Below are 12,733 nucleotides of genomic sequence, written 5' to 3' on the forward strand. Positions count from 1 at the left end.
GCACTCTTGCAATGCCCCGATTCGCTGCGTAAAGGCGCGTCCCTGTCCAGCGTCCGGCAACCGCCGCGACCGCCTGCGACGGGCGCGTAGCTCAGTGGTAGAGCACACCCTTCACACGGGTGGGGTCGCAAGTTCAATCCTTGCCGCGCCCACCATTTCCCAATCCCGCAAACCTGCCGCCTCGGTCTTCTCCCGCGGCGAGCAGCTTGCAATTCCGTAGCGTCATCCTACCATGCCGCCCGTGGTCGCATGAGACAGAGGCGGTAACGCCCACTTGTGCGGAGGGTAGACTATGGGGGCGATTACCAGCGGGCTGGGCCGGATACCGGCTGCCGTTTGGTTGATCCTGACACTTCTGACGATCGTGCTGTTCTACGTCGGGATACGGACCGGCGGGTTCAACATGTCGCTGGAACGCATACCGTGGGGCATACTTGTGCCGTCCGCCGCCGCGATCTGCCTTGGCCATTCTTTCATGCTGCTCGGGTGGAAGCGCGCCCTCACCCTGTTCCTGATGGCGGTATTCATCTCCTTCGGCTTCGAATTCGTCGGAGAGAGTACGGGAATGATCTTCGGCCCCTATTTCTACACCCATATCCTCGGCTGGAAGCTGTTCGACCGCATTCCGCTTCTCATCCCGCTTGCCTGGTACATGATGTTCTATCCCAGCTACATCATTACCAACCTGATTGCGGAAGGCGGCCCGGTCTCGCGGCGCACGGCCATCGTCCCGATCATCTGGCTGAGCCTGCTCAGCGCTATGGTCATGACCGCATGGGACCTGACCATGGACCCGGTGATGAGCTATCACCCCTGCCCCGACCATGGCCTCGACTGCCTGACCAAGGAGCTTCAGCCCGGGGAAGTCGGCCACCCGGCCTGGGTTTGGGTCGATCCCGGCCCGCATTTCGGCGTGCCGCTGGAGAATTTCCGCGGCTGGTTGCTCGCAAGCTTTACCGTCTTTTTCCTCTATCGGTTGGTGGAGCGGCGCCTCCCGCTCGACCCGGCACCCGGCATGAATTCCCGCTTCATGATCGCAATTCCCGTCGGCCTCTATGCCGGCATGGCGCTGATCGACACCTGGCTCGGCTATCCCGAAATCGAGGACGTTCATCTGATCTCGCCATTTGTGATGGGCATTCCGGCCTTTTTCGCGGCTTTCCATCTCTTCGCGAACCGCACGGACCTCCCGCTCTATCCGCAGCAAGGTGAGGTGGAGGCTGCGACGCTTCAGGAGAAAGCGGAGGACAGGTCATGACCAAAACGCGTATCGCCATCCTCGGGGGCGGGCTCTCGGGCATCGTCACCGCCTTCTACCTCAGCGCTCCCGAACAACGCAGGAAGTACGACATCACCATCTACCAGCTGGGCTGGCGGCTCGGTGGCAAGTGCGCAACAGGGCGCAATCCCGATCACGGAGAGAGGGTGCAGGAGCACGGCCTCCACGTCTTCATGGGCGCTTACCAGAACGCTTTCCGCATGGTGCAGGAAGCCTATGGCGAAGCGCAGAACCTGCCCTTCGAGACATGGGACAAGGCCTTTACCCAGCAGACAACGCTGACACTGATGGACCGCCGCAATGGCGAATACGAACCCTGGGCTTTCGGCGTGCCCGTAATGCCCGGGACCCCGGGAATCACGAAGGCGCCCGACATATGGGGCCGGATTGCCGAGGTGCTGGAGTGGATCGAGAGCGAGATGCTCGGCACGCACGGGATCACCTTTTCCGACCATCCAAACCTCTCGTCCCTGCCGTGGTGGCGCCGCATGATCGCGCGGCTGTTCCTCGGCATCGAGCATCTCGTCGCCGAGGCCGCGAGCGTGCTGATCCGCGATGCGCTGGGACTGGTGCAAACGCTTGTCGAGGACCCGGCAAAACACGGCGCGCATCACCACAATTTGCTCGCCGATGCCACCGCGGGATTGCGCAGCTGGATCCAGCGCCGCGCGCGTCCACTTCTGGAAAAGGACGCGGACCTGCGGCACTTCTGGATCTTCGTCGATCTCGGTCTGTCCAGCCTTATCGGCTCGCTTCGAGACGGATTGCTGTTCGACCCTGAAGCCAATCTGGAACGCGTCAATCACCTCGATTATCGCGATTGGCTGAGGTCGCACGGTGCCGACGAGATCACGCTCGATTCGTCGCTCATCCGCAGTCTCTACGACCTGATCTTCGCCTATCCGCAAGGCGACTGGACGAAGCCGGGCGAGGTCGAGGCGGGGACCATGGTGGTCTCGCTGATGAATACGGCGACCTATCAGGGCGCCATCATCTGGAAATTCAACAGCGCCACCGGCGATGCGATCGTCCAGCCGATCTACGAAGTCCTGAAGCAGCGCGGCGTGAAGGTCGAATTCTTCCACCGCGTCGACCGGCTGGTCCCTTCCGCCGACGGAAAGCAGATCGAGAGCGTCGAACTTGGCCGGCAGGTCGAACTGCTTGGCGGCGACTACGACCCGCTGCGCCAGCTCAAAAGCGGGCAATATGTGTGGCCCGACCGCCCCCGGTTCGAACAGATCAAGGACGGGGACAAGCTGCGCGCGTCCGGTGCCGATCTCGAATCGCACTGGACCGAGTGGAAAGACGCCTTGCCACCGCTCACGCTGACGGCCGGGGACGATTACGATGCACTCGTGCTGGCCATCCCCCCGGCTGCCCATCCGATCATCTGCCGCGACCTGATCGCGCAAAAGCCGGAATGGGCGCGCTTCAACAACACGATTCGCAGTACGGCAACGCAGAACCTGCAAACATGGATGGACCAGGACGAGGTCGGTCTAGGCTGGACACTGCCCACCCTCGTCGGCGCGTTCGACAAGGTCAATCTGAACACCTGGTGCGACATCTCCGAAGTGCTCGGCACCGAGGAATGGCCAAAGGATTCCGGCATTTGCACCGAGCAGATCATGTGCGGTCCGCTGCCTTGCAAGGACACGCTTCCACCCTCGTCCGATCACGATTTCCCCGTGCGCGAGCAGAGGAGAGTCGATCAGTTCGCCGAGCAATTCCTGGAGCAGCAGGGCGAGCGCTTCTGGCCAGGCGGCTTCGGTCCCGGTGCGCCCAAGGGCGGCGCCATCCGCAGCATCTATGTGCGCGCCAATATTGATCCGAGCGAGCGCTATACGCTAACGGTGCGCAATTCGACGCGCCACCGCATGACCGCCAGCGGATCTACCTATTCGAATCTGTATCTCACGGGCGACTGGATCCAGAACGGGCAGAACCTCGGCTCGTTCGAAGCGAGCACGATTTCCGGCATGCTTGCGAGCCACGCGATCTCGAAATTCCCGACCGACATACGCGGCGTCGATGCCGAGGCGCTGACACAGGCGGAGTACGCGGCAAGGCCGTCTGCGGCGCGGGGAGCCTTCGTAAAGCATCCTGGCATGGCCACATTCCCGGGCCGGATCACCCTCGACGACACGACGATGTGGGCATTCCTTCTAGATGCGGATTACGAGCTGATGGCCGGCTATTGCCGCAGGATGTTCGACGAACCCAGCGGGGGCGAAGTGCGCGTGCGCCCGATGACGTCGAAGATGATGATGACTATCGTCGATATCGGCACAGGCCGTTTCGTCGACGAGCCGGACATGGGCTGGTCGCCGGAGCGGGAGCTGACTTTCTGGATTCCTGCCGTTCGCGTCGAGGAGCGCGGCGGCAAGGAGGTAGCCACCCATTTCGACATGGTCATGCCATACCTTGTCCTGGACAATCCTGTTGCAATCGCCTCGGGCCGGGAGATTTTCGGTTACGCCAAGCAGAAAGGCTGGATCACCCTCCCCGACGACGAAGGCAATCGGGCGAAGGACCTGAATGTCGATCTCTTCGCCACTAAGTCTTTCGGTAAAACCTCCGAACAGGCGCGGCATCGTCTTCTCACGCTTGGTCACAAGGGCGAGAAGGAGAGCGCAGCCCTGTCCGGCATCTCCGGCTTTGGTGATGCGGTAGGGTCTCTCTACCACCATGTCGGCAAGAGCGGGGATGGCTGGCACAACAGCCTGGAGCTGGACTTCGAGCTATTGGGCGATGCGCTGCACCGGCGCGTGCCCCAGCTTTTCCTCAAGCAATTCCGCGATGTCCATGACGGCAACAAGGCATGCTACCAGGCGATTACCGAGGCTATGGGCGAGGTAACGCGCTTCGACGCTTTCCCGAGGTTGACCAAATTCGACATGACCCTCGAGCATCTCGACAGCTCGCCCGTGGCCAAGGATTTCGGAATAAATCCGCGGCAGGAAGTCCACGGGGTAAGGCTGACTTACGACATGACGATCATGCCCGGAAAGGTCCTCTGGCAGAACTAAGGCAGCGCGGCATGGCAAATTTGGAAGTTCGGTCCTATTGAGAACGCTCGCTGCCGCGATTGTGCAGCAGTGGAACGGGGGAAGCATTGCACGACCTGTTCATATCCTATGGCCGCGCGGACGAGGACGTCGCCCGCCTTTTCGCCTCGACCCTGCAGGCCGAAGGCTTCGCGGTCTGGTGGGATGAAACCCTGCGGTCGGGCGATACCTACGACGAAGTGATCGAGAAAGCGTTGCGCCAGGCGCCGGCTGTGGTCGTTCTCTGGTCGGCGACTTCGGTCCAGTCGCGCTGGGTCCGATCGGAGGCCACGATCGGCGACCGGCACGGAGCGCTCGTGCCTGCCATGATCTCGCCCTGCGAACGGCCGATCATGTTCGAATTGACGCAAACCGCCGATCTCACCGGATGGAGTGGAGACCGCTCCGATCCGCGCTGGCAGGCCCTCATTTCCGATATCAAGGAAGTGGTCGAACGGCGAAAGTCCAGGGACCCCGCGGATAGCGAGCCCATCAGGCCGCAGGCGACGGCGCACGCCCCTCCCCCGCTCCCGCCACAGGAAGGCGTCGAAGGCGAATTGCCGTCCTTGGCGGTCCTGCCGTTCAAGAACCGCTCCGGCCTCGAAGATGATGACGTTTTCGCGATCGGGCTGGTCGAGGACGTTATCGACGCCTTGTCGCAAGCGGCGGAATTGCGGGTCATTTCCAGCAGCGCGGTCGCGCGTTACCGCGACGGCGAGATCGCCGATATCGAGGCGATGGCGCGCAGCCTGGGGGTTCGCTACATCCTCGAGGGCAATGTGCGGCGCCGCATGAAATCGCTGCGCGTTACGGCCCAGTTGCTGGACGCGCGAACGGGCACGATCCTCTGGACCCAAAAGTTCGAGCGCCCGCTCGACGAACTTGCGGAACTGGAAGAGGAACTGGTTCTCGAAGTCGCCGCCCATCTCAATTCGCAGGTCAACCGGCTCGAGATGGAGCGCGCGCTCAAGAAGCCGGAAAACCTGACCGCGTGGGAACTGGTCACGCGCGCGGTGGCCAATTACCGGCAGATCACCGGCGAGACGCTGCTTCTCGCCTTGCAGGATGCGCAGAAGGCCGTCGAAATCGCCCCGTCCTATGGCCTCGCCCATGCGATGCTCGCCGATGCCAATGCGACAATCTACATGCACGCCTCGCCGGATGATCCGGACGCCATAAAGAAAATCAATGCCGAGATCGGCCGCGCCCTCGCGCTCGATCCGGACAATCCCATGGTGCTGGCGCATGTCGCCGAGGCGTACAACTATATCGGCCAGCCCGAAGATGCGCTCATCTATGCACAGCGCGCTCTCGAAAAGAGCCCCAACTTCGGCCTTGCGCATTACAATGCCGGGATCGCTAACGCCTTGCTTCACAACGGGGAAGAAGCGCTTGAGCAATTCAACCTTGAGATTGTCCAGGCCCCGGGCGCACACACGCAATTCGCGACATATGTGTGGAAGGGTAGCGTCCATCTGCGCGACGGGAAGCTTGGCGACGCCCGCAGGCAGTACGACCACGCCTTGCGGCTGAACCACACCAGCGCAGCGGCCTATCTCGGCCTGTTTCTCGTCGACAAGCACGAGGGCAATCACGAGCAGGCGGCCGCCAATCTCGCCAAGATGCGCGAACATGATCCGCAGGTGACGCTCGACCTCCTCCAGCTCAGACTGCAACGCTGGTTCGGGCGTTTGGAACATTGCGACCAGATGTGCGGCTGGGCGCAGGAACACTGGGATGCGGAAGGGAAAGCAGGCTGAATGTCGGAACGGCTCGACCTTAAACCACGCCTCACCCTGCGCATCGGTATCACCGGTCACCGACCGCCAAGGTTGCCGCGCGAACTGAACGAGGCTGTGCGGCATGGCTGCGAGGACATCTTCGCGCGCGCGAAAAACGCTCTGGAAGACATTTACGAGCGCAATCGCGAAGTATTCTCCGACGAGGCACCCGTAGTGCGCCTGGTTTCCGCCATGGCGACAGGTGCCGACACTGTCGCTGCCGAGGCGGCGCTGGCGCAGGGCCTGCCGCTCTCTGCGTGCCTCCCCTTCCGCAAGGAAGACTACGCGCGCGATTTCGAGCCTTCCGAATGGGCACAGACGCAGGCCCTGATCGAGGCCGCGGAAAGCACGGTGGAACTGATCGATCACAAGCCCGGCGATCCGGGGGCCTACGAGGCGGTCGGTCGCCTGGTACTGGCCCAGTCCGATATACTGATCGCAGTATGGGATGGCGACGCGGCGCGTGGGCGCGGCGGGACGACGGAAGTCGTCGCTCAGGCCGTGGCGAGCCATATGCCAGTCATCCATGTCTGGCCGGACGAGATCCATCCGCCGCAATTGCTGTGGAGCGGTCTGCACGACGAAATCCCCGACCGCCCGTCCATCGACGGTGTCGAACGCGTCGAGCTGTCCAGAGCCCTTCCCCAACTGCTCGAGGCACTGTGCGCGCCCCCGGAGGGCGAGGATGCGAAATGCCTGCAAACCTTTTACGCACCTGCCCCCAAGCGCAAGCAGTTCACCATGGCCTGGCCGCTGCTGCTGCTGGCTTGCGGCACGAAAAGCCTTTCCAAGACGCGGTTCAAAATGCCCACCGTCGCCGAGGCGCGGACATATTTCATGCCCATGGTCGAACCCTTTGCGGGACTTGGCGCACTCGGGCGCAGGCTGAACGACGAAGTCGCGGACCGTTTTGCGCGAGCGGACATGGCGGCCAGTTACTTCGCGCTGCGCTTTCGCAGCAGTTTCGTGACCAATTTCGCCCTCGCAGCCGTGGCGGTCCTGCTCGCGTTGTCCGGCCTGTTCTGGCCGGGTGCGAAGTCATTCCTCATCGCGGCCGAACTGCTGGTCATTTCCCTCATCATCCTCAATACCCGCAGTGCGCGCAGGTCGGATTTCCACTCGATGTGGATCGACAGGCGCCATCTGGCCGAGCGTCTGAGACTGCTCGCGATGTCGGCCACGCTCGGCAGGCTGGAACTGCGCGATGTGGAAGATGGCACCACCCATCCGGGCTGGGTGACCTGGTATGCCCGTGCCACGGCACGCGAACTGGATATGCCGCCGGGACAGCTGGACCGCGATTATCTCGCGCGGGTCCGGGGAACGGCGATCCGCCTGATCCGGGACCAGATCGCCTATCACGACGGCAATGCGCATTTGATGGAGCACACCAACCACAGGCTGCACCAGGCCGGAGACTGGTTGTTCGTCGGCACGATCCTGTTCTGTGCGCTTTACCTTTCGACGCCCATCTTTTCCGACAAGATGGGGTATGTTTCCGGCGTCAGCCTCGCAGCCGTGACCACTTTCGCGACCGCATTTTTCCCGGCCCTTGCGGCGGCTCTTTACGGCATCCGCATGCAGGGCGACTTCGCCGCCACGGCAGAGCGATCGACCGCCCTCGCCCGACGCCTGCGCAAGCTCGAAGCATCATTCCAGCGGGACGATCTTGGCTACACGCGACTCGTCGACCGGATCAGGAGGCTGAGCGACATCATGCTGTCGGATGTGCACCAGTGGCAGCAGCAATACGAGACGCGGCCCATTACCCTGCCGGGTTGACCCCAACGAAAAACGCCGCCCCTGCCGGGACGGCGTTTCTGCATTTCGATTTCAGTCCGTTCAGGCTGCCTTGGCAGGCTTTTTCACCTTCGCGGGCTTGATGGTCTGCGTTTCGGCTTCACCGGTGCCGGAATTCTTTTCCGACAGCTTCTTGGCGAGATAGCCACCTGCGCCAAGCGCGATCATTGCCGGCAGACTCAACCTGCGCAGAGCTGCCGCTGCAATTACGCCGAGCGCTGCACCGCCTGCGCCGCCGATGCCCGTAGACGTCTTCTTCGCCAGCTTGTCGCCCATATAGGCGCCGATTACCTTGCCAATCATATTCGTGTCTCCTTTGCCCTTACAACGGTCGGAGACGGCTCGTGTTCCGGCGGCTCAGGCCTCTATTCCCTTTGCAAGCAAGGTGTTGGCAGCCTTGGCAACATCTTCGGGAGTGGGATCGCCGCCCCTGTTCCAGATGGCATACCGCAGGCCGAGGAAAACGTTCATTCCCATGAGCGCCCAGGCCTCTACCTCGCCCAGGTCCGAGCGCATGACTCCGGCTTTGGCGCCGGCTTTCAGCCGCTGGGCGATACGCTCCCCGATCGTTTCGTAGTGGGCGCGGTAACTTTCCGGATCGACGAATTCGGCTTCGTCGATGATGCGGTAGATTTCCTTGTGTTCGCTGGCGAACCGGAGGAACCCGCCGAGCGCGGCGCGTTCGATCGCGAGCGGGTCGGTCTCATCGGCAATGGCGTCGCGGGCTGCCGATTTCACCGCATCGCTCATGTCGAGGACCAGCGCACGGAAGATCGCATCCTTACTGTCGAAGTAGGTGTAGAAGGATCCGAGCGCGACCCCCGCCCGGCGCGTGATCGAGCTGATCGACGCCTCGTGAAAGCCGCGTTCGCCGAATTCGATGGCCGCCGCATCCAGCAGCTTGCGCTGGGTCTTGCGCCCCCTTTCAGTGCGCGGAACCTTCGGGCTCTCGATCGTGTCGCTGTCCATCCAGACTTCCTCCCGCCGCTACCGCTACCCCCTTGGAGGCTGGCTGTGCAAGATAAAACTTGAAAGGTGGTTCAGTTTTCAATATCGCGGACTGCGAGAGATGTTGAGGGAGGTTTCATTATGCATTTTCACCCCGTGCGCCTGACGGCTGCATTGATGACCGGCGTCGCGTGTGCGGCCTTGGCCACACCCGCTTCGGCCCAGTCGGAAACCGACGCAGTGGCCGAGATCGACGAAAGCGAAGACGTGATCGTCGTCACTGCCCGCCGCCGCGAGGAGCGCCTGATCGACGTGCCGGTCGCAGTGTCGGCCTTTTCGGGCGAAGCGCTTGAAGAGCGCGGCGCACTGGATATCACGGATATCGCGCAGGCGGTGCCCAACGTAACGCTGGAAGCCAGCCGTGCGACCAACTCCACCCTGTCCGCATTCATTCGCGGCATCGGCCAGCAGGACCCCGTCTCCGGCTTCGAACAGGGCGTCGGCATCTATCTCGACGATGTCTATCTGAACCGTCCGCAGGCTGCCGTGCTCGACATCTACGACGTAGAGCGGATCGAGGTCCTGCGCGGACCGCAGGGAACGCTGTACGGACGCAACACCATCGGCGGCGCGGTCAAATATGTGACCAAGCGCCTGCCGCTCGAACCCTCGTTCAAGGCTCGCGCCACCTATGGCACGTATGATCAGGCCGAAGGCGTCGTGACCGCATCCGTTCCGATGGGCGACATGGTCCGTATCGGCGGTTCGCTCGCCCGGCTTTCGCGCGGCGGGTTTGGCGATAACCTCACTACGGGGCTCGAGAACTACAACAAGGACATCTGGGCAGGACGGCTCAGCTTGGAAGTGGGCGGCTATGACGAGCCCGGCTTCATTCGCCTGCAGGGCGACTACACCAAGGACAAGTCCGATCCGCGCGGTGGTACGCGCCTCATTCCCGGCCTCGCGTCGGGCGCGCCGATCCTCGACGATGTTTTCGACACCCGCGGCGCTTTGAACGATCCGGAACAGGACGTCGAAAGCTACGGTATTGCGCTTCATGCAGAGATGGAACTGTCCGATGCGCTGACGCTTCGTTCGATCTCCGCATGGCGCAAGGACGACAGCTACACGCCGATCGATTTCGACGCGCTTCCGGTGGTCGATCTCGACGTGCCCGGCGCCTATCTCAACGAACAGCTGAGCCAGGAATTCCAACTCCTGTGGGACGATGGCGGCGCACTGTCCGGCCTGCTCGGCTTCTATTACCTGGACGCGAAGGCCGACACGCTGTTCGACGTGCGCATCTTCACCACCTTCCCGGGCCTGACCGCCTACACGCAGGCGGAAGTCGATACCGAGACCTATGCGATCTTCGGCGACTTCACCTTCGACTTCACCGAGCAGCTCAGCTTGTCGCTTGGCGGGCGCTATACCTGGGACGAGCGTAGTGCCAGCATCCTGCGGCAGAACTACCTTGGTGGCGGGTCGCCGATCTTCGGCGGCGCAGGCGTGCCATTCGGCGGTCCCTCGACCGATTTCGACGGCAGCCGGGAGTTCAAGAAGTTCACCCCGCGCGCATCGATCAGCTTCATGCCGACGCCCGATCACAATATTTACGCCAGCTATTCCAAGGGCTTCAAGGGCGGCGGCTTCGATCCCCGCGGCGTCGGGGCGAATGCGCCGGCAGCCATCACCGGTGCACCCACCGATGCCGAAGTGGCCGATTTTCTCAGCTTCGCGCCCGAAGAGGTCGACAGCTACGAAGTGGGCTACAAGGGCAGCCTCGGCATCCTGAACATCGCGGCCGCCGCGTTCTATGCGGACTACACCGATGTGCAGATCCCGGGTTCGGTCGCCTGTGAAGTGGGCGGACTGCCGAGCTTCTGCGGCGTCGTCTCGAACGCGGGTAAGGCCACTTTCAAGGGTCTGGAACTGGAAGCCAATGCGCGCTTCGGCGGCGGCTTCGGCCTGTCGGGCTCGCTCGGCTATATAGACGCGGAATACGACGAATATATCACCGATATCGGCGGCACTCCCACCGATGTCGCCGACTTCCGCGTCGTCCAGAACACGCCCGAGTTCACCGGCAGCCTGACCGCGAGCTACGATGCGGATCTCGGCAGCGGCGATCTCTACCTCGGCGCAACGGTCTCCTACCGCAGCAAGGTGAGCCAGTTCGAAATCCCGAACCCCTATCTCGACCAGGACGGCTACGCCCTCGTCGATGCGAGCGTGAAATGGACCGCGCCGGGCGGCAACTGGAGCATCGGACTCTACGGCAAGAACCTGCTCGACAAGGAATACAAGACGAGCGGCTACACCTTTGTGTTGACCGATCCGGTGACCGGCGAAATCCAGAACGGCACCAACGGCTTCCCGATCCCCACTCTGGGACCGGACGGAACGCTGACGGCCTTCTACGGCAATCCGCGGCAGGTCTTCGCAACGCTCACGTTCGAATACTAAGCCTGAGCAAAAAGCTCTCCAGGGAAGGCGGCGACCGGGACACCGGATCGCCGCCTTTCTTTATCCCGCAGCAATGGCCGATCCGGTCGTCGCCCGGGGATTATCGACGGCAATCCCGTAGGTGCGGACATAGTCGCCCAGCCGCTCGTAAACCTCGCCGGGTTCGAGGCCAAACTCGGCAAGCGAATATTGGTGCGGCGTTTTCTTTTGCGCAGCAGAACGGGCGAGGAAGGCTTCCATGCCCGGCACCGCGGGCGTCATGTCGAGATCGAGGAAATTATAGACCCGTTCCATCGTGCCGCGCCAGTCGCGGTCCATGGCATCGAACTGGACGTCGATCATGCGTTCGCGCGGGATGGCATCGCGCGCGTCGCGCATGCGGGAAATCATCAGTGCGGTCTTGCGCAGCCATTCGCGCCCGATCTCATTCGGCGAAACATCGTCCGAATAGATAATCGTCTGGTTCCATGCGAGCGATGCCGCGCTGCCGACGATCGATTGCGGGTCGCGGTGCGTAAAAATCAGTCTCGCGTCCGGGAAGACTTCCAGCAAGGCCGGCAGGTCCAGCATGTGCTGCGGCGTCTTGAGGATCCACGGCCTCAGCGAACTTTCCTGCTGCGACCAGCCGATGAGGCGCAACAGGTTCGCCATGTGCCGGTAGGCCGGGACCGCCGATCCCGCCTCGCTCCACCTGGCAAAAGTCGGGATGCGCCACTGCGCTTCGAACTTCATGCCGTACATGCTTGCGGCGATCAGGCCGAGCTCCTCTTCCGGCTCGAACGGGCCGGTGGGATGGATCGACAGCGTGCGCGGATTGGCAAGCCGGGCGACCTTCATGATCCGCGCGGCAAGCTTGGGGCGGAAATCCTCCGCATTGCCTGCCATGACCTCTTCGAAGCCCGGTCGCGGGACGGGACTGATCGTCTCGAAACTGCGCAAGTGCGCAAACCTCTGGTCGCTTGCCAGCAGGCGGTGCATGCGCGTGGTACCCGATCGCATCGGGCCGACGATAACGACCGGGTTCCTGATCGGCCGCGCCAAGATTTCCGGGTGCCGGTCGAACCATTGCTGCGCATAGAGCCGGTCGCGCAGCAGGTGGTGGATCGTCTTCATGGCCGAGAAATCGCCGGCCGCATTCAGCCTCGCTTCGGCTTTCGTCGAATCGAGCAGCACCTCAAGCGCGCCTTCGAACCAGCGATCGCCGAAATCGTCCGATCCATAGGCTTCGCTTACCTGTTCGATCAGGAAATCGGCTTCCAGCCGCGCGGGATCGACGAGGCCGACCTTGCGCCCGGCCCTGATCGCTGCGTCGGCAATGTCGATGAAACGTGTTCGGCGGGGCGGCGTAAGCGGCTGGTTTTGCAAGTGTCTCGGCCTCTCTTTCGGCGTGGGCGCATCGGGAGCGGCCATAG

Annotated in this window: 8 protein-coding genes and 1 tRNA gene; 6 read left to right on the forward strand and 3 right to left on the reverse strand. The window is 62.6% G+C overall.

Features of this window, described 5'->3' with window-relative positions; genetic code table 11:
- Positions 1-80: 80 nt before the first annotated feature.
- From K3179_RS02570 to K3179_RS02590, 5 genes are all read left to right on the forward strand, one after another.
- A tRNA-Val gene (locus K3179_RS02570) sits at positions 81-155 on the forward strand.
- A gap of 137 nt (positions 156-292) precedes the next feature.
- A complete protein-coding gene (locus K3179_RS02575) occupies positions 293-1,258 on the forward strand; it encodes a carotenoid biosynthesis protein (protein ID WP_221562330.1) in 966 nt (321 codons plus the stop codon).
- On the forward strand, positions 1,255-4,308 hold the full coding sequence (locus tag K3179_RS02580) for an NAD(P)-binding protein (protein ID WP_221562331.1): 3,054 nt from the start codon (positions 1,255-1,257) through the stop codon (positions 4,306-4,308). Before K3179_RS02575 ends, K3179_RS02580 begins: the two co-directional genes overlap by 4 nt.
- 86 nt (positions 4,309-4,394) lie before the next feature.
- Positions 4,395-6,086: a TIR domain-containing protein gene (locus K3179_RS02585; RefSeq protein ID WP_221562332.1), complete on the forward strand. Its 1,692-nt coding sequence runs from the start codon at positions 4,395-4,397 to the stop codon at positions 6,084-6,086.
- Positions 6,087-7,889 carry a magnesium transporter CorA family protein gene (locus K3179_RS02590; protein ID WP_221562333.1) on the forward strand — a complete coding sequence of 601 codons (1,803 nt, stop codon included), beginning with the start codon at positions 6,087-6,089 and terminating at the stop codon, positions 7,887-7,889. It begins immediately after the preceding gene.
- Between the two features lie 60 nt (positions 7,890-7,949).
- Here the strand turns inward: K3179_RS02590 and K3179_RS02595 are convergent, their stop codons facing one another.
- Both K3179_RS02595 and K3179_RS02600 read right to left on the reverse strand, forming a co-directional pair.
- Positions 7,950-8,210 carry a hypothetical protein gene (locus K3179_RS02595; RefSeq protein ID WP_221562334.1) on the reverse strand — a complete coding sequence of 87 codons (261 nt, stop codon included), beginning with the start codon at positions 8,208-8,210 and terminating at the stop codon, positions 7,950-7,952.
- A gap of 54 nt (positions 8,211-8,264) precedes the next feature.
- Positions 8,265-8,876: a TetR/AcrR family transcriptional regulator gene (locus K3179_RS02600; protein WP_221562335.1), complete on the reverse strand. Its 612-nt coding sequence runs from the start codon at positions 8,874-8,876 to the stop codon at positions 8,265-8,267.
- Between the two features lie 120 nt (positions 8,877-8,996).
- On the opposite strand from K3179_RS02600, the gene K3179_RS02605 reads away from it, so the two are divergent.
- Positions 8,997-11,321 (forward strand): TonB-dependent receptor, encoded by a 2,325-nt coding sequence (locus K3179_RS02605; protein WP_247712773.1) that lies wholly within the window; start codon positions 8,997-8,999, stop codon positions 11,319-11,321.
- Between the two features lie 60 nt (positions 11,322-11,381).
- On the opposite strand, the gene K3179_RS02610 is transcribed toward K3179_RS02605, so the two are convergent.
- A complete protein-coding gene (locus tag K3179_RS02610; RefSeq protein ID WP_247712774.1) occupies positions 11,382-12,686 on the reverse strand; it encodes a sulfotransferase family protein in 1,305 nt (434 codons plus the stop codon).
- Between the last annotated feature and the right edge of the window lie 47 nt (positions 12,687-12,733).

Origin of the sequence: Qipengyuania intermedia (assembly GCF_019711615.1) — a bacterium.
GTDB lineage: Bacteria > Pseudomonadota > Alphaproteobacteria > Sphingomonadales > Sphingomonadaceae > Qipengyuania > Qipengyuania intermedia.